Raw genomic sequence first — 17,219 nt, 5'->3', positions numbered from 1 at the left:
CACCGTCACGGCTGCGGGCACCAGGTGTGCAGCAGCCGGAAGAACTCCTCCTCGTTCCCCGCGAGTCCCGCGTCCGCCAGCGCCCGCTCCGCCTCGGCGAGCACACCGGGCGGGACGACGGCCGGCCGCCGGCTGTCCGGCGGACCGGCATCCACGTCGTCGAAGGCGGCCCGCACGGTGTGCAGCAGCCGCAGATAGGCCTGTACGGCGGTGCGCTCACGGTCGGTCATCACGGCAGTGCGCATCGGTCGGCTCTCCCCGCGTCGGCGTCGTCGTCTCCCGCGCCCTGTCGGCGCGTGCGCCCCCGCACGGCGGCGCATCTCCAGCTTGCCGCCCACCACTGACAATCCGGATTCCGGCCCACTCCCGTTCTTCGCCCGAGCGGTGGCCGCCTCGACCACGAGCACGACCGCGCCAAGGAACGTGAACCGCGCGAGGCGCGTGAACGCGGCCCGGCGTGGAGGGGAGCGCCTTGGCAGTTGCCCTTGGGGCTTGAACCTTGAACCTCGGGACTCGGGCCTTCGGTCTTCACCGGGCCCGACTCATGGTCAGCCCTGAGGCCCCAGATACCCCAGTGACGCCTCGATCCGCCCCGCCAGATGATCCCGCGGCACCGGACCGCGCAACGCCGAACCTGCAAGCCAGGTACGGCACTTGCTGGCGAGCAGCAGGCCGAAGGCCTCGGCGTCCCGCTCCTCGGCCTGGTCGAAACGGGTGCGCGCGACCACCCTCCGGACGGTCGCCTGGAGGTCGGCCCCGTCGCCGAGCAGCCGCGCCGCGACCACGGTGCCGTCGACGTGGTGGCCGCAGTGCCCGGCCTTCATGTGCCACAGCTCGTGACCCAGGATCACCAACTGGTGGTCGGGGGCGGTGCGTTCCTCGATGACGACGAGGTCCTGATCGGCCATGTCCACCCACAGCCCGCTCGCCGTCCCGGCCGGAAAGGCGGCCGTACGGAACTGCACGGGGCGGCCGCGGCGCCGGCTCATCGCGTCGCACAGTGCCGCGTACAGGTCGGCGGGCGGTACCGGTCCGGAGAGCGACAGCTCCGCGACCAGCTCGCCGCAGAGGCGGCGCATGTCCCTGGCGATGCCCACAGTTCTCCCCCGGATCACGACTCGGGCCGCTTGACGCTCTCCAAGAGCATGTCCAGCCACTCGGCGACCTTGTCGCGGTGCTGGTCGGTGGGCAGCTGCGCGGCCCGCCAGGCGATGCCGCGGACGCCGTGGTCCTGCAACAGCCTCTCCAACGGGTCGTCGGCGGCGGCCGCCGACTCCCGTTCGCGGTCGGCCAGCTTCTGCAGGAGGTCCTGCTCGGTGTGCTGGAGGGCGCCCGCGAGCGCCTCGGGGTCCTCGGCCGTGAGGAAGCCGGCGTGCACGCGGAAGAAGCGCTGGAGGGCGTCGCAGTGCTCCATCGTGGGGCGCCGGTCGCCGTTGATGAGGGCGCCCGCCTGCTGCCGCGACATGCCCGCGCCGTCGGCGATCTCCTGCTGGGTGTACCTGCGGCCGTTGGGCTTGAGCCGGGTGCGGCGCAGCAGGTCCAGTCGTTGCAGGAAACGTGCCTGCACATCCGGCTCGCCCGCGGGCCGGCCGCTGAGCAGCGCCTTGACGACAGCCTCGGGAACGCCGGAGGCCACCGACAGACGGCCGGTGCGGAAGACCTCCGCGTGCGCCACGCCGAGCCGGTCGGCGAGCGCGGTGACACGGGCGACGACGGCGGACAGTACAGACGTCGCCGCGGCGCCCGGAACCTCGAAGCCATCGGCCACCGACAGATCTCCTACGTCTCTCACAGACCTTTCACGAGCGCGCGCTTCTCCCGGCGGTCGCCGTGAACTGCCCGGAGATTAGCCCGTGGTTCGAACTCACATCCAGGTCTCGCCACAACTGTGGCCAATTTCAGCCGTCAACGAGCATGAAATGCCACGATAGTTGACACGCCTCGCGTCTGGGCACCAGGATCGGGGCGCCGCGTGAAGGCCGCATAGGCAAGAGGGGTGACCTCCCGATGGCATATCAGGCAGGTGGGCAGCGGTCGGCGCCGCGGCCCGTCCCCGAGAGTCCCGAGGCCCGGGCGTACCTCCAGGACTACGCCGTGCTCCTGGAGTCGACCCCCTTTCCGTCCCTCGTCGTCGACCATGTCTGGGACGTGGTCCTGACCAACACCGCTTTCGAGTCACTTTTCCGTGCCGTGAGTCCGCACCCGACGGCGATGCCCGGCGACAACTTCCTCAGGTTCGTGCTGTTCCACCCAGACGCGGGCACGGTCCTCGGTGACCACGAGTCGAGCTGGTGCCTGCCGATGCTGGCGCACTTCGAGGCCGCCGTGCAGAGGCACGGCCACGACCTCGCACTGCAGGCGATCCGCCGGGACATCGCCCAGGACCCGATCATGGACGCCGCCTACCGGCAGGGCCTGCCCCACTGGATCCGCGCGGTGGGCGAGGGGGCGCTGGAGCACGACGGCGCGGTGCGGCCGCTGCTGCATCCCGACCCGCGCTGGGGCGCCACCGACTGCCGCATCGTGGGCGAGACCCCCAAGAGCCTCCACGACATGGGCTACAGCCGCCTGACGATGGTCCTGCGCGAGACCCGCCGCCCCGTCCTCGCCCCCCGGCGTCCGCGCCGCACCGCGGCCCACCTCACGGTGGTGCCGTTCCCCCAGTCCTGACCGGGCACCGCCGGCGTTCAGGTCGCCGACGGCGCTTCGGTCAGTGAGCTTCCCGCGGGCTTGGAGCTTCCTGCGGGCTGGTCGGCGGGCGAGTTCAGCGAGCGGGAGGCGTATCCGTCTTGGCCAGGTCCGGCCCGACCGCCTCCTGAGGGGCCCCGCGCTTCGCCGCCTGGATCTGTGCGTAGACACGGGTGCGCAGTTCGGCGAAGCGCGGCGCCACCCGGGTGTGCAACTGGTCCCGTTCGTCCGGGAGATCGACCTTCAGCTGTTCCTGGACGACGGTGGGGGAGGCGTACAGGACGACGACCCGCTCGCCGAGGTAGACGGCCTCGTCGCCGACCCGCTGCTGCATGCCGCCGGACAGCTGCCACGGATACGCCCCGGCGGCGTCCGCGAGCCCCACCGACCGCAGCGCGTCGGTGACCAGCTCCCCGCGTCGCGTCCTGCTCAACGCCGTCCCGGGCGGCGGCCCGATCGCACAGTACTGCTCGGTTGGTGCTCAGCGGGAACCTGGATCCGGCCGTCCGGCCGAGTCAATGGCCTTGGCTGACAAAATTGTTGACAGTTATTGGACCGCGCTTCCGCCCAGAACCTCGACGCCCGGCTCGCCCGGGCGGCGCGGCGCCCCCTGACCGCGTACACGATCGTCACGCCTCAGGCGCTACGGGCCGAACCCGGCCGAGTGCGCCGGCAGGGCTACGCGCTGGTCGACCAGGAGTTGGAGGAGGGGCTCCGGTCGGTGGCCGCCCCGGTGCGGGACCGGGGCGGCGCGGTGGTGGCCGGAGTCGGTATCGCGGTGCACGCCGGCCGGGTCTCCGTCGCGACGGTCCGCCGCGACCTGCTGCCGCGGCTGCTCGCGGCCGTGGCGCGGATCGGGGCGGACCTGCGGATCACAGATCCAGGACCAGCCGCTTCCCCCGGCACCGGGACACACAGATCATCATCGTCTCGCCGGCCTCCCGCTCCTCCCGGGTGAGTACGGAGTCCCGGTGCTCCGGGGTGCCGTCGAGCACGTCCGTCTCACAGGTGCCGCAGGTGCCCTCGGTGCAGGAGAAGAGCACCTCCACGCCGGCGGCGCGGACGGTGTCCAGCACGGAGACACCCGGCGCGACGGTCAGCGTGCGGCCGCTCTGCGCCAGCTCGACCTCGAACTCGCCGTCCTCGCCGGTCTGTCCCTCCTTGGGCTGGAACCGCTCGACGTTGAGAACGCCGGACGGACACCGCTCCTCGACCGCGTCGAGCAGTGGACCGGGCCCGCAGCAGTAGACGAGGGTGCCGTCGGGGAGCGCGTCGAGCACCGGGCCGAGGTCGAGCAGACCGGACTCGTCCTGGGGAGCGATGGTGACCCGCGCCCCGTATCCGGCCAACTCCTCCGTGAACGCCATGGAGTCGCGACTGCGACCGCCGTACAGCAGGGACCACTCGGCGCCCGCCGCCTGCGCCGCCGCGAGCATCGGCAGGATGGGGGTGATCCCGATGCCGCCCGCGATGAAGCGGTAGCGGGGAGCGGGCCGCAGGGCGAAATGGTTGCGCGGGCCGCGCACCCGGACCTTGTCGCCCTCCCCCAACTGCTCGTGCACATGGGCGGATCCGCCCCGTCCGTCCGGCTCCCGCAGCACCGCGACCCGCCAGGCGGTGCGGTCCGCCGGATCGCCGCACAGCGAGTACTGCCGCTCCAGGTCCGGGCCGAGCACGACATCGATGTGGGCGCCCGGCTCCCAGCCCGGGAGCCGCTCGCCCAGCGGATGGCGCAGGGTGAGGGCGAGCACCCCGTCAGCAGCGAACTCCAGGCGGTCGACGACGAGTTCGGCTTCGTAGGCGGTCATGAGCTGTTTCCTCGCGGCTGGTGTCCTTCGGGGTGGCCGAGCATCCACTCCCACATCTCGACCGGGTCCTGCGCGGAGTGCTCGGCGCCGCAGTGGCAGGTGCCGTGCAGGACGTCGGTGCCCGGCAGCCAGTCCACGCGGTAGATCTCACGCGGTCGTTCGGAGGAGAGACTGCTCACCGGACCACCTTCTCCACCGGCTTGTCGCCCTCCTCGACCAGCCGGGCGAGGATACGGCGGGCGGCCAGGCCGCCGGTGTCGATGTTGATGCTCAGCTCCTGGTAGCCGCCGCGCTCGGTGCCGAGCGTCTTCTGCAGGAGGTTGAGCGCGTCGACGTCCTGCATGACGACGGTGTGGTTGTTGCCCCGCAGGAACTCGGTGACCTCGTCGTCGTCCGTCGCCCAGTCCCGCGAGACCATCCAGAAGTCGTACACCTTGCCGTCGGACGACGGCGTGATCGCGTACGTGATCTCGGTGTGGAAGCCGTTCGGGTCACTGCCGTCCGCCTCGGGCAGCACGCCGACCGGGGCGATCCGGCTGTGCAGCAGGTACAGGCACGGCGCGTGGTACTCGATGTCCTGCCAGCGGGTGATCCGGCCCTCGATGCCGGTCGAACGGGCATAGAACGGCGGGCACTCGGCGTCGTCCATGCGCCGGCTCACCCGCACGATGCCCGCCCCCTCGTCGACCTCCGTGCTGATCGGCGTCTCGGCGACCTCGGGGGTGCCGATGTAGCCGCCGTGCAGATACGTCTCGTGGGAGAGATCGAGGAGGTTGTCGACCAGCAGCCCGTAGTCGGCGTCTATCGGCTCCATGCCGCGGACGGTGGTCCAGCCGGGGGAGTCGAGGTGGCGGGCCCGCGGGATCGACAGCGGGTCGGCCAGCGCCGGGTCGCCGATCCACACCCACACCAGCGAGTCCAGTTCGGCCACCGGGTAGGAGGCGACACGGGCGGTGCGCGGGACGCGTTTCTGGCCCGGCACGTACACACACGTGCCGGTCGTGTCGTAGGTGAACCCGTGGTAGCCGCACACGATCCGGTCGCCGTCGAGCCGGCTCTCCGACAGCGGGAAGCGGCGGTGCACGCACCGGTCGTGCAGCGCGACGGGCGTCCCGTCCTCCTCGGTCCGGTAGAAGACCAGCGGCTCCCCGAGGATCGTCCGGCCGAGCAACTCCTCGCGCCCGACCTCATGGCTGTAGGCGGCGACGTACCACTGGTTTCTGGCGAAGGTCGTCATGTGCGGCATGGCTGCGGCTCCCGTCGTTGGGTGATGGCCACATCGTCCGGAAGGGCGTCAGGGGGGCGCAACACTGCTTCCGCCTCACGGAAGGGTCGATGTAAAGGGCCTGGTCAGAGGGTTGGCATGGATACGCCTCGGAGTTCGACCCGAGTGGAACGTGCAGCCGTGCCTTCTGTTCTTCGCCTACGACTCGTGTCGCTGCAGCTTCGATGAATTGCGAAGAGTGGCTGATTTGGTTTCTTTGTGGTGACTTCCTGGCTGTGTATGGCTGGTACAGCGGCAGAATTCGCATGGCTGCAGATCAGGGCTGGTCGTTGCCGCGCAGGGAGGGGGCGGGGTCGAATCGGGGTCGAATTAGCCTTCCTCCCGCCACGTTCGGTCGGTTGCTGCAGGTCAACAGCGTGATCAGACGTCATGCGCCTGGTCGCGTCAGCGGCTGCCGAACCCGAGGGTCGGGAGGCGGTCACTGGACGGTTCTTCGTCTGCTGGTGGTACCAGCGTGGCAGGCCGCCTACCAGGTCAATTGCGCGCCTGTGGCTCCTCGTTGAGTCAGCTAGCCCGGACCTGGTCCGGATCTTGCCCAAGCGGGCGGCCGACAGTCGCTTGTGCCGGGCTGTCCGGCTCTCACGCTGAGACACCGCGGCGTGGAGCGTGGAACCGTCGGGCAGGTAGACATGCCGGTGTCGACGATGGCTCTGCCAGGAAGGGTGACGACACGCGGGACGCGGTGCCGGTGTGTTCGTCGCGTTTGCCCAGGGACATCCGTTCGGCCGACATGGCGTACGTGCCAGCCGTAGGTGTGTTGACGCTGAGCGTGCGGGACTTGCCGGTGGCGTTTCCAATGCCGGACGACGACGCTGGGCGGCGCGGCGGAGAGTGCCTGGTCGTTGGCGTTCTTGCCGTTGACGGTGAGGTCGGGCCGGCCGGCGTTGCGGTAGCGGCCGTCAGGTCTGCGGAGTGCTGGACGGACTCGGTCATCACATTCGACAACAGGGGCGTCGGCGCCTCTACCGGTACGACTCCGCGCACCATTCAGGCGATGGCGAAGGATGCCGTCACCTTCATCCGGGCGCTCGGGCTCGAGTACGTCGATCTCCATGGCTTCTCGATGTGCGGCATGGTCGCCCAGGTGATCGCGCAGACCGAACCGCAGCTCGTCCGCAAGCTGATCCTCGCGGGTACCGGCCCGGCCGGCGGTGAGGGCATCAAGAACGTGAGCCGGTTGTCCCACTTCGACACTGTCCGTGGGCTGCCCACCCTTCAGGACCCGAAGCAGTTCTTCTTCTTCACCCGCACCGCAGGCGGGCGCCGGGCCGGCAAGGAGTTCCTGGCCCGGTTAAAGGAACGTACCCACGACAGGGGCAAGGCGATCTCGCTCACGTTGTACGGTGCTCAGCTCAAGGCCATTCATCGCTGGGGGCTGGAGCAGCCCCACGATCTCTCCGTCATCCATCAGCCCGTGCTCGTCGCGAACGGTGAGAGCGACAGGATGGTTCCGTCGCAGAACTCGGCCGACCTGGCGAGGCGGGTGCCGAACGGCGAGTTGGTGATCTACCCCGACGCCGGTCACGGCGGCATCTTCCAGTTCCACCGACAGTTCGTGCAGACGGCTCTCGAGTTCCTCGAACGGTAGTAGGCGTCGAGTGCGGTCGCCGTATGAGACGGGGGGTTGGCCTGGTGGACGCCCGGCCGCCCCCGTCCGTCGGCCGGGCGAGGGCGTGGTCGACACGGGGACGAGCCTCGTGGCGCGCGCGATGGCGTTTCCCTTGGATGGCCGCCGTCCGCGATGATCGTGATTCCACTGGCCGTGACCGTCGCATCGGGCGGCTTCCAGCCTCGCGGCCGTTGCCCTCGGCGGCGTTGTGCGAGGCCGTGAACGGTTCCCCTCAGCGCATGAAGGAGAGGGCGTTCTCGATCCCCTGCGCCAGGACCTCGTCTGAGAACTTCTGGTCGGAGAGGGCTCGGGAAAGCTGCAACGTGCCCACCATCATGGTGAAGAGCCCGATGGCCTTGCCCCGGGCGGACTGCGGATTCGCAGGCGTCAGGCGGGCGGCGATCTCGTCCACGATGTCTCGTGCGCCGTCGGTGTAAGCCTGCCGCGTCTCGTCCCCGCAGCGGCTGATCTCGTCGAGCAGCGCGGCGGAGGGGCATCCGTCGCCGGGGTGGTCCCGTTGCTCAGGCGACAGGTAGTCGCGAACCAGGTCTTCGAGACCCTGGCGGCCGGGCCGCAGAGTGCCGTACCTCGCGACCTGTGTGCGCAGTTGGTCGGTCACGACGTTGGCGACGAGGTCGTCCTTGGATGCGAAGTGGGCGTAGAAGGCTCCGTTGGTGAGCCCGGCATCCGACATCAGAGTGGAGACGCCCGAACCGTCGATGCCGTCCTGCTTGAATCGGTGGCCCGCCGTCTCGATGATCCGTTGCCGTGTCGCCTGCTTGTGCTCCTTGGCGTAGCGCACCACGAGAATCCTCCGTTCGCTCCGTAAGGCCGATGCCTCGCAGTCAAGCCTAATCCATGACCTGATGTACGTAATATTACGATCGGCAGGCCATTCGGGTGCCGGTTCTCCGGACGGGACCCTCGGGGCCGAGTACGTATGCTTCGCCCCACTGGCTCAGTGGGACGGCCTTAAGGATGCCGGCCGAGATCAACTTCTGGAAACGGTCACTGGGGACGCCTCCGACATGCCGATGTGGCGCTGGAAGTCGTCGAAGCGTCGGACTCCTTGGTCGCGTCACGCGGGATCGGCAACGTCCATTTCCATGACACGGGCACGGTGCGGGCCATCGGCGCCGTTGTCGGCAAGGGCTGTCAAACCTCCCTGGCCCAGGCGCAGTTGGCAGCCCGGGCGGACCTCCTCCTTGCCCATGGTTCCAGCAACCGCATGCTCTTTTCGGTGTGTCTCCCTCTCGAAGGTGCGAGGGAAATGCCTACGGGCGCGGTGGTGACGGCCCGCTGCTCCTCGGGGCGGTCACCACCGTGCGGCGTAGGCCTGTTCCAGGCATGCGAGGGCGATGATTTCGCCCGGACGCGCGGTCTTTCGTCAGGCGGGGAGGGTGGGGTAGTCGGTGTAGCCGGTCGCGCCGCCGCCGTAGAAGGTGGCGGGGTCCGGGGTGTTCAGGGGTGCGCCGGAGCGTACGCGTTCGACGAGGTCGGGGTTGGCGAGTGCCATGGTGCCGACGGTGACCACATCGGCCAGGCCGTCTTCGATGTCCTTGGCGCGGGTGGAGAGATCGGCACCGCCCCGGTTGAGGAGCAGCGTGGTCGGCCACAGCTTCCGGAGGGTGTGCAGGAGTTCCTCGTCGCCGCCGTGGCCGATGTGCAGGTAGGCGAGGTTGAGGGGAGCGAGGGCGCGCAGGAGGTGCGGGTAGAGCTCGTGGGGATCGCTCTCCGTGAGGTCGTTGATCTGGAAGGGGTTGCCGGGAGAGATCCGGATGCCGGTGCGGCCGGCGCCGATCTCGTCGGCCACGGCCGTGGCGACCTCCACCGCGAAACGGATGCGGTTGTCGAGGGAGCCCCCGTACTGGTCGGTGCGCTGGTTGGTGCTGGGGAAGAGGAACTGGTTGACCAGGTAGCCGTTGGCCCCGTGGATCTCGACGCCGTCGGCGCCGGCCGAGATGGCGGCCGCGGCGGCACGCCGGAAGTCGTCGACCGTCGCAGCGACTTCTGCTGTCGACAGCTCGCGCGGCACCGGCATCTCCTGGAGCCCGGACGGGGTGAACGTCTGTCCGGCCGGCTTGATCGCGGAGGGTGCCACCGGCTGCCGGTGGTGGGGGGTGTTGTCCGGGTGGGAGATGCGCCCGACGTGCATGAGCTGGATGACGATGCGTCCGTCGGCCTCGTGTACCGCGTCGGTGACCTTGCGCCAGCCGGCGATGTGTTCCTCGGTGTAGATGCCCGGGGTCACGGGGTAGCCCTGGCCGTCGGCGGAGGGCTGGGTGCCCTCGGTGATGATGAGCGCGTGCGAGGCGCGCTGAGCGTAGTACTCGGCGTTGAGCTCGGTCGGCACGCCGTCGAGGGTGGCCCGGCTTCGGGTCAGGGGGGCCATGGCGAGCCGGTGCGGCAGGGAGATCTCTCCGGCGACGGTCGGGTTCCACAGGGCGTTGAGCATGGGTGATTCCTCAGATGATGAGTAGTCGATCGCTGAGGGCGGGGGCCGGCAATAGGTGTGATCAGCCGAGCGGGAGGACCGGGCCGTCCTGCTTGGGGCCCGATGGGGACCCGTCATGACCCCTGTCGGCCGAGCTGTGTCGGCGCGATCTATGGAATTACAATCGTAATACTATGTGGGTGTGCGGGCAGTTGCAAGCAGGAGTCGGCAGTCTTGGGGCCTCCGAGTTGGTGTGCCGCACGGCACGGTCCGGAAGCTCGCCCGTCGTCGACCGGGCTGCGGGTCAGCCGTTCACGCGGTTTGGCCAGGGCGTCGGAGAACAGGGCGCAGGGCCTCGATGACGCCTGGGTCGTCCACCGTGGAGGGGATGGGTTCGTCGTGCCCGTCGGCGATGCCGCGCATCGTCTTGCGCAGGATCTTTCCCGAACGGGTCTTGGGCAGGGCGGCCACGACCGCGACCTCCTTGAGGGAGGCGACGGCTCCGATGCGTTCACGCACGAGCTGGACGAGTTCGTACTCGACCTGTCCCGGTTCGCGGTCGACGCCGGCCTTGAGGACGACGAAACCGCGCGGTACCTGTCCCTTGAGGGCGTCGGCGACGCCGATGACGGCGCATTCGGCGACGTCGGGGTGGGCGGCCAGGGCCTCTTCCATGCTGCCGGTGGACAGACGGTGCCCGGCGACGTTGATGACGTCGTCGGTGCGGCCCATGACGAAGACGTAGCCGTCGTCGTCGATGTGACCGCTGTCGCCGGTGAGGTAGTAGCCGTCGTAGGCGGAGAGATAGGAGGCAATGTAGCGGTCGTCGTCCTGCCAGAGCGTGGGCAGTGCGCCGGGCGGCAGGGGGAGTCGTACGACAATTGCGCCGTCGACGCCTACGGGCACCGGTTTGCCCGAGGGGTCGAGGACACGGACGTCCCACCCGGGCAGCGGGCGGGTGGGAGACCCGGGCTTGAGGGGAGCCGCCTCGATGCCCACCGGGTTCGCGACGATGGGCCACCCGGTCTCGGTCTGCCACCAGTGATCGATGACCGGGATGCCGAGCAGATCGCTCGCCCAGTGATAGGTCTCGGGGTCGAGGCGCTCACCGGCGAGGAAGAGGTGGCGCAGGCCGGTCAGGTCGTAGTCCGCGGTGAGCGTTCCCTTCGGGTCCTCCTTGCGGATGGCCCGGAACGCGGTGGGCGCCGTGAACATGGTCTTGACCTGGTACTCGGCGGCGACGCGCCAGAACTGGCCCGCGTCCGGTGTGCCGACCGGCTTCCCCTCGTACAGGACCGTCGTGGCTCCGACGAGCAACGGTGCGTAGACGATGTACGAGTGCCCGACGACCCAGCCGACGTCGGAGCCGGTGAACATCGTCTCGCCGGGGCCCACGTCGTAGACGGACCCCATCGACCAGTGGAGGGCGACCGCGTAGCCGCCGCAGTCACGTACGACTCCCTTGGGCTTTCCGGTCGTTCCGGACGTGTAGAGGATGTAGAGGGGATCGGTGGCGGCGACGGGAACGCAGTCGGCGGGCGGTGCGGCGGCTACCAGCTCGCCCCAGTCGAGATCGTCGGGACCCAATTCGGCCGTCTCCTGCGGGCGTTGCAGGATCACGCTCTTCTCCGGCTTGTGGGCCGCGAGTTCGATCGCCCGGTCGAGCAGGGGTTTGTACGCGATGACACGCTTGCCCTCGATGCCGCAGGAGGCGGAGACGACCACCTTCGGAGCCGCGTCGTCGATGCGCAGGGCGAGTTCGCGCGGGGCGAACCCGCCGAAGACGACCGAGTGCACCGCGCCGATACGTGCGCAGGCCAGCATCGCGACAACGGCCTCGGGGACCATCGGCATGTAGATCACCACACGGTCGCCGTGCTCGACACCGAGCCGCGAGAGCGCCCCGGCGAACGCCGCCACCTCGTCCCTCAACTGCACGTAGGTGTAGGTGCGCCGGGTGTCGGTCACCGGTGAGTCATAGATGAGGGCAGCCTGTTCGCCGCGGCCGGCTTCGACGTGCCGGTCGAGCGCGTTGAAACAGACGTTGAGCCGACCGTCGGGGAACCAGCGGTAGAAGGGGGCGCCAGAGGAGTCCAGGGCGCGTCGTGGGGTGACATCCCAGTCGATGCCCTCCGCCGCCTTCAGCCAGAAGCTCTCCGGGTCCTCGGTACTGGCGCGGAAGACATCCTCGTACGTTCCCATCGCGCACTCCTTTGTGGCATCAAGGGACGGTGGTGTGGCTGTGTGCGGAACCGTGTCGGACACAAGTACGGCATGCTGGCCGATCTGGTCGAGCAGGATGCCGGCGACCGGCGGTCCGGTCACCGGCATCGCGGTGGTGCGGCGGTCCGGCCGACAGGCCTCTCCGCCAGGTGCGGCTTGAGCTCACGCGCCGAGGTGCTTGCGGAGCCACTGACCCATCTGCTGGATCGCCTCGTCCACCTCGGGTACGCGCCCCGCGCCCAGGACGAACGAGTGCTGTCCCTCAGGCAGCGGGTGGACCTCGGAAGTGACCTTGAAGTCCGCGAGGCGGCGGCCGAGTTCGGCGCCGTCGTCGGCGAGGGTCTCGTACTCGCCGTAGTGGACGACCGTGGGCGGCAGGCCGGTCAGATCGGCGTTCACGAGGCTGATCGCGGGGTCGGCGAAGTCCACTCCGGGATCCTGGAGCCAGGCTGCTCGGAAGAGTTCGAGGGTGTTCCTGCTGAGCATCTTGTCGTTGTCCTCGTTCTCGTCCACCGACGCGTTCTGGATGGTGAGGTCGGTCCAGGGTGAGACGCTGACGATCGCGCCCGGGGTCGCCTCGCCCTGCGCGAGCAGGCGCAGCGGGAGCAGCACCGCGAGGGTGCCGCCGATCGAGTGGCCCGTGCTGCCGATGTTCCGCGGCTCGTAGCCCTGCGAGAGCAGCCAGCGGTAGGCCGTCTCGGCGTCGTCGAGCTGCGCGGGGTAGGGGTGTTCGGGCGCCAGGCGGAAGTCCACGACGAGGGAGCGGGCGCCGGCGGCCTTGGCGATGTGGCCGGCGGCCTTGCGGTCGGAGTGCATGGAGGCGGTGACGGATCCGCCGAAGTGGAAGTGGAGCAGTGCCTTGTCGGGGTCGGCGCCCTCGGGGATGGCCCAGAGGGCGGGGACGCCGCCCGCGTTCACCTCGGCGTAGGTGACGCCTTCCGGCTCGGTCGACGCCTTGTGGTTCGAGTCCACGATGTCGCGGATGACGGCCAGGTCGAGACCGGGTGTCGACGACTTCGCGCTCACGCTCGCGAGGAACTCCGCGAACTCGTGTGCCTCTTGGCTTACTGCCATGGCGCTGCTCCTTGTCGGGCGGGTGCCGTGCCGCGTTCCCCCGCGGCGGGCGGGGCGATGTACTGGTCATGACGCTAGTGGCTGAGTATATGAAAGTAAACTCAGATGGGTCGGAGTCACCTGATGGATGCGCGGAGGCCCATGACGGGGCATCGGGCATGGATCCTTCAGGGCGCCTGCCGGGCGGGTCGCGACCTGTGGACCGGACCGCCTGGGGCCGGTGGGGCGAGTGCGTGCGACGCGCCTGTGGGCGGCGCCCGCGCCGGCGATCCGGGGATTCTGCCGCCGCGTCCAGCTTGGCTTCGGTGCGGTCGCGTGGCGGTGGGTGCGGGCGCGACAGCAGGGCGCCAGTGCGCCCTGCCTGCATCGCGCGGGCTTGCCTGCCTCGGCCGGCCGTACCGGTAGGCCTGTCGGCTTGCCGAGCAACTGGTCAGGCCGACGGGATCGGCGGCGATCCGGCCGCCGGACTGTCCTGTGTCCGCGACCGTGGAGGCGCACATGACTTCATGGATGAGAAGGCGCGCTTGTCGCAGTCCTGGGACCCGTTGGGCTGGGCCGTCATTGCACACCAGGCATCAGCGACTGCACGGGTGCTACTCCTCGAGGAACTGAATGGCGTGCTTCAGGAAGCGCTCGGGGTACTGGAACTGCGCTCCATGCCCGGCATCGGGGTAGATCAGCAGTTGCGCGTTGGGGATGTTCTGGGCGAGGTGCCAGGAGTTGATCGAGGCGATCATCACGTCGTTCTCGCCGTTGAGGACCAGCGTCGGCTGGGTGATCGCGTTCAGGAAGGCATAGGGATTCTCGCCCGGCAGCGGTTCTGCGTAGGCGACAACCGCTTCGAACTGTGCCTGCGCGACTGCGGGCGAGCTCGGCGTGTCCTGGTCGGCCCGCTGGTGGCGGCGCTCCCAGAAGGCCCGGCCCGCTTCGACCGCGGCTTCCGAGCGGCCGAAGAACAGGAAGAGGAAGTCCTCCAGGGTGGGGACCGGATTGAGCGCGTATTGAGGCACCTGGGGGTCGCTCGTCGGGTCCCCGCCGCGGAGGCCGGTGCCGAGCAGGAGGAGCTTGCGTACCAGCTGGGGGTGGCGCAGCGTGACCTCCTGCGCCTGGTAGCCGCCGAGTGAGAAGCCGAGCAGATCGACCTGCTCCAGTCCCAACGCCCGGATGACGGCGGCGATGTCGTCGGCCATGTCCTCCATCCGGTTGCGTGGGGTGCCCGAAGACGAGGCGATGCCGCGCCCGTTGAACAGGATGACCTCGCGGCCTTCGGCCAGGCCGTCGGTGAGCAGCGGATCCCAGTTGTCCATTCCGCCGCGGAAGTGCTGGAGCAGGAAGATCGGGACGCCGGAGGGCTTGCCCCAGCGTCGGTAGGCGAAGCGGTCGCCGTCGACCTCGATGTACTGGGTCGGTGCGGTCACATGGGTGTCACTCATGGTCTGGCCTTTCTGGAACAGGTAAGCAATAGGATGACGATCGTAATTTAATAAGTCAAGACCTTTGATGTCGATCGACATCTATGTACGCTTGATCGTCGAGCGTCAATTGAGGAAGGGGCGGCCGATCGTGCGGGTCCCCAAGGCGCAGGCAGAGCGCAACCGTGCCCACATCGTCGCGACAGCCGCCAGGCTGTTCCGCGAGCGCGGCTACGACGGTGTCGGTGTGGCGGAACTGATGGCGGACGCCGGGTTCACGCATGGCGGGTTCTACAGGCACTTCCGCTCCAAGGCCGACCTGATGGCCGAAGCGTCCGCAAGCGGGCTCGCGCAGACCGCGGCACGGGCGGAAGGCCTGGACCCCGCCGAGTTCGTCGAGCGCTACGTCTCGAGGGAGCATCGCGACGGGCGCGGTGACGGCTGTACCATCGCGGCCCTCAGCGGCGACGCCGCACGCCAGCCGGCGGACATCAGAACAGAGTTCGCAGCCGGGATCGAGAACCTGCTGACGGCCCTTCAGGCTCAGAGTGATACGCCGGGGGATGCGGACCAGCGCGCGACCCGCCCCATGGTGATCGACATGCTCGCCCACTCGGTCGGCGCGGTCATGTTGTCGCGCGCATGCCCCGACGGTTCTCCGCTGGCGGACGAAATCCTCGATGTCTGCCGCGCGGGGATTCTTGCATCACTGACACACGGCGATGTCGACGGGGCGGAGGCGGGGGGCCCGGAAGCCTGACCGCAGCCGAGTGGTCTTGCCGCGTTGCGCGGCGCGGATCGCGGCGACGTACCCGCTGTTCCGGCGCCGAGGGCGACGACGCCGTAGTGCGTGCTCATGAAGTGCCCCCTTTCGGGTTTGATGGCTGGCTCGTGGAGCGAGCGGTCATGCGGCGCGGTGGTGGGGCGCCAGGGTGGCGTGGATCTGGTCGCGGATGTCGGCGAGGACGGCATCGTCGCTGCGGTGCAGATACAGGGTGGCGGTGGTGCTGATGTGGATGATCGCGGTAATCACCCGTGCCAGCGTCGCCGCGTCGGCTGCGCCGACGTGCTCGTCGCGGGTGAGCAGGCCGGTGATGCCGTCCTCGAGGCGGCCGGCAAGGGCCAGACCCGCTCGCCGGTAGGGCTCGGCCGGGTCGCCGAAGACGAGTTCGTGCAGGTATGTGCGGCCGTTCTCGATGTGCTCCCTCACGCACTCCACGACGGGACGGATGAGAGCGATGACCCGCTCCAGCGCGCCCTGTCCGACGGTGGTGTTCGCGGCGGCGAGGCCGGTATCGACGGCGGCGGCGAACTTCTCGTTCTGCACCATGATCAGCAACTCGGCCTTGGTGGACGCGTACAGGTAGAGCGTCCCGATCGCGACATCGGCCCGGCGGGCGACCTGCTGCGTCGTGACCTTGTCGACGCCGTGTTCGACGAACAGCTCGCGGGCTGCGGTCATGATGCGCTCGCGCTTGTCCTGTTTGGCCCTCTCGCGGCGCCCGATCGGCATATGACCGCTTCCCATGGGGACCTCCCTTGACAATATTTCTGAGTGGACTCATAGTTGAGTGTACTCGGATTGGCCGGGCGGGGCGAGACCCCGGATGTCGCACCGAGTTGGGCGATCCAATCGCAGACATGGATAAATAAGACAAATTCTAGGAGTGGCGCCCCATGAGAGCGTTCGTCGTCACCAAGTACAAGGAGCCGCTGCAAGAGGCGGAAGTCCCCGAGCCCACCGTCGGGGAGCACGACGTACTGGTCCGGGTGGAGGCCGCCGGGCTGAACCCGCTGGACGAGAAGATCCGCGCCGGTGAGTTCAAGCAGATCCTGCCCTACAAGCTGCCGCTGATCTTGGGCAACGATGTCGCGGGCACCGTCATCGGCGTCGGGACGGCGGTCCGCGGCTTCAAGCCCGGAGACGAGGTCTACGGCCGGCCCGACCAGGACCGCATCGGCACCTTCGCCGAACGCATCGCCGTCGCGGAGGGCGACCTGGCGCTCAAGCCCGCATCGATCAGCATGAATGAGGCCGGCTCGCTGCCGCTGGTGGCGCTCACAGCGTGGCAGGCGCTGGTGGAGCGCGGGAAGGTGCGGCCCGGGCAGAAGGTTCTCATCCACGCCGGCGCCGGCGGGGTCGGTTCGATCGCGATCCAGCTCGCCGCGCACCTCGGTGCGAGCGTCGCCACGACCGCCAGCAGTTACAACGCGCACTTCGTGCGCGCGCTCGGCGCGGACACGGTGATCGATTACCGCACCCAGGACTTCGAGCAGCTCCTGACCGGCTACGACCTGGTGTTGGACAGCCTCGGTGGGGAGACTCTCGAGAAGTCCCTGCGGGTGCTCAAGCCCGGCGGCAAAGCCATCGGGATCGCCGGTCCCCCGGAGCCCACTTTCGCCCGCGAGGCCGGCCTCAACCCGCTGCTGCGCCTGGCGGTCGCCGCCCTGAGCCGCAAGATCCGCAAGCAGGCGAAGAAGCTCGGCGTGACGTACGAGTTCCTGCTCATGCGCGCCAGCGGCGACCAGCTCCGCCAGATCACCACCCTCATCGACCAGGGCGTGGTGCGCCCAGTCGTGGGAAAGGTGGCCGGCTTCGACCAGACCCCGCAGGCGCTGCAGTCCCTGTCCCAGGGCGGCATCCGCGGCAAGGCCGTCATCGGCAACAGCTGACCCGCCGCAACCG

The 17,219-nt window shown here is 69.2% G+C and carries 16 protein-coding genes and 2 pseudogenes; 5 read left to right on the top strand and 13 right to left on the bottom strand.

Annotated features, from left to right (window positions below):
- Positions 1-5 precede the first annotated feature (5 nt).
- The 3 genes from ACFY16_RS17550 to ACFY16_RS17540 all read right to left on the bottom strand — a co-directional run bounded on the left by ACFY16_RS17550 (position 6) and on the right by ACFY16_RS17540 (position 1,768).
- Positions 6-245, bottom strand: coding sequence for a hypothetical protein (locus ACFY16_RS17550; RefSeq protein ID WP_390647986.1), 240 nt, complete (start codon positions 243-245; stop codon positions 6-8).
- A gap of 303 nt (positions 246-548) precedes the next feature.
- Positions 549-1,079 carry a toxin-antitoxin system, toxin component gene (locus tag ACFY16_RS17545; protein ID WP_390648189.1) on the bottom strand — a complete coding sequence of 177 codons (531 nt, stop codon included), beginning with the start codon at positions 1,077-1,079 and terminating at the stop codon, positions 549-551.
- 32 nt (positions 1,080-1,111) lie between these two features.
- On the bottom strand, positions 1,112-1,768 hold the full coding sequence (locus ACFY16_RS17540; protein ID WP_390647985.1) for a helix-turn-helix domain-containing protein: 657 nt from the start codon (positions 1,766-1,768) through the stop codon (positions 1,112-1,114).
- Between the two features lie 239 nt (positions 1,769-2,007).
- Here ACFY16_RS17540 and ACFY16_RS17535 point away from each other — a divergent pair, with 239 nt between their 5' ends.
- The gene (locus tag ACFY16_RS17535) at positions 2,008-2,670 is read left to right on the top strand and encodes a hypothetical protein (RefSeq protein ID WP_390647984.1); all 663 of its coding nucleotides are present in this window, start codon (positions 2,008-2,010) and stop codon (positions 2,668-2,670) included.
- 94 nt (positions 2,671-2,764) lie between these two features.
- Here ACFY16_RS17535 and ACFY16_RS17530 read toward each other — a convergent pair.
- Positions 2,765-3,121 (bottom strand): annotated as a pseudogene (locus ACFY16_RS17530) (ABC transporter ATP-binding protein); the annotation flags it as partial.
- A gap of 141 nt (positions 3,122-3,262) precedes the next feature.
- Between ACFY16_RS17530 and ACFY16_RS17525 the strand changes: the two are divergent.
- Positions 3,263-3,646 (top strand): annotated as a pseudogene (locus ACFY16_RS17525) (IclR family transcriptional regulator C-terminal domain-containing protein); the annotation flags it as partial.
- Here the strand turns inward: ACFY16_RS17525 and ACFY16_RS17520 are convergent.
- Genes ACFY16_RS17520 through ACFY16_RS17510 form a run of 3 tightly spaced genes read right to left on the bottom strand, consistent with a single transcriptional unit; the run spans position 3,561 to position 5,742 of the window.
- Entirely contained in the window at positions 3,561-4,496 is a 936-nt protein-coding gene (locus tag ACFY16_RS17520) for a PDR/VanB family oxidoreductase (protein ID WP_390647983.1), read from the bottom strand. The pseudogene ACFY16_RS17525 and the gene ACFY16_RS17520 sit on opposite strands and share 86 nt — an antisense overlap.
- A complete protein-coding gene (locus ACFY16_RS17515; RefSeq protein ID WP_390647982.1) occupies positions 4,493-4,675 on the bottom strand; it encodes a hypothetical protein in 183 nt (60 codons plus the stop codon). Before ACFY16_RS17515 ends, ACFY16_RS17520 begins: the two co-directional genes overlap by 4 nt.
- A complete protein-coding gene (locus tag ACFY16_RS17510) occupies positions 4,672-5,742 on the bottom strand; it encodes a Rieske 2Fe-2S domain-containing protein (protein WP_390647981.1) in 1,071 nt (356 codons plus the stop codon). Before ACFY16_RS17510 ends, ACFY16_RS17515 begins: the two co-directional genes overlap by 4 nt.
- An 835-nt stretch (positions 5,743-6,577) precedes the next feature.
- Between ACFY16_RS17510 and ACFY16_RS17505 the strand changes: the two genes are divergently transcribed.
- On the top strand, positions 6,578-7,369 hold the full coding sequence (locus ACFY16_RS17505) for an alpha/beta fold hydrolase (RefSeq protein WP_390647980.1): 792 nt from the start codon (positions 6,578-6,580) through the stop codon (positions 7,367-7,369).
- A 253-nt stretch (positions 7,370-7,622) separates the two neighbouring features.
- Here the strand turns inward: ACFY16_RS17505 and ACFY16_RS17500 are convergent, their stop codons facing one another.
- The 5 genes from ACFY16_RS17500 to ACFY16_RS17480 form a co-directional block, all read right to left on the bottom strand.
- Positions 7,623-8,195, bottom strand: a complete 573-nt coding sequence (locus ACFY16_RS17500) for a TetR/AcrR family transcriptional regulator (RefSeq protein ID WP_266695800.1) — start codon at positions 8,193-8,195, stop codon at positions 7,623-7,625.
- Between the two features lie 582 nt (positions 8,196-8,777).
- Positions 8,778-9,845: an alkene reductase gene (locus tag ACFY16_RS17495; RefSeq protein WP_388341434.1), complete on the bottom strand. Its 1,068-nt coding sequence runs from the start codon at positions 9,843-9,845 to the stop codon at positions 8,778-8,780.
- 291 nt (positions 9,846-10,136) lie between these two features.
- Positions 10,137-12,026, bottom strand: a complete 1,890-nt coding sequence (locus tag ACFY16_RS17490) for a propionyl-CoA synthetase (RefSeq protein ID WP_390647979.1) — start codon at positions 12,024-12,026, stop codon at positions 10,137-10,139.
- Between the two features lie 183 nt (positions 12,027-12,209).
- Complete coding sequence (locus tag ACFY16_RS17485; protein WP_316783528.1) at positions 12,210-13,121, bottom strand: alpha/beta hydrolase fold domain-containing protein; 912 nt, start codon at positions 13,119-13,121, stop codon at positions 12,210-12,212.
- 593 nt (positions 13,122-13,714) lie between these two features.
- Positions 13,715-14,635, bottom strand: coding sequence for an alpha/beta hydrolase (locus tag ACFY16_RS17480; protein ID WP_316783526.1), 921 nt, complete (start codon positions 14,633-14,635; stop codon positions 13,715-13,717).
- Between ACFY16_RS17480 and ACFY16_RS17475 the strand changes: the two genes are divergently transcribed.
- Positions 14,622-15,293: a helix-turn-helix domain-containing protein gene (locus ACFY16_RS17475; protein WP_316783524.1), complete on the top strand. Its 672-nt coding sequence runs from the start codon at positions 14,622-14,624 to the stop codon at positions 15,291-15,293. The genes ACFY16_RS17480 and ACFY16_RS17475 overlap by 14 nt on opposite strands.
- 144 nt (positions 15,294-15,437) lie before the next feature.
- On the opposite strand, the gene ACFY16_RS17470 is transcribed toward ACFY16_RS17475, so the two are convergent.
- Positions 15,438-16,061 carry a TetR/AcrR family transcriptional regulator gene (locus tag ACFY16_RS17470; protein ID WP_316783522.1) on the bottom strand — a complete coding sequence of 208 codons (624 nt, stop codon included), beginning with the start codon at positions 16,059-16,061 and terminating at the stop codon, positions 15,438-15,440.
- 149 nt (positions 16,062-16,210) lie between these two features.
- On the opposite strand from ACFY16_RS17470, the gene ACFY16_RS17465 reads away from it, so the two are divergent.
- A complete protein-coding gene (locus ACFY16_RS17465) occupies positions 16,211-17,206 on the top strand; it encodes an NADP-dependent oxidoreductase (protein ID WP_316783520.1) in 996 nt (331 codons plus the stop codon).
- Positions 17,207-17,219: the final 13 nt, after the last annotated feature.

It is taken from the genome of Streptomyces sp. NPDC001315 (assembly GCF_042896175.1).
GTDB lineage: Bacteria > Actinomycetota > Actinomycetes > Streptomycetales > Streptomycetaceae > Streptomyces.
Note: the sequence above shows the minus strand (reverse complement) of the source record. Positions and strands in the feature narration are given on the sequence as shown.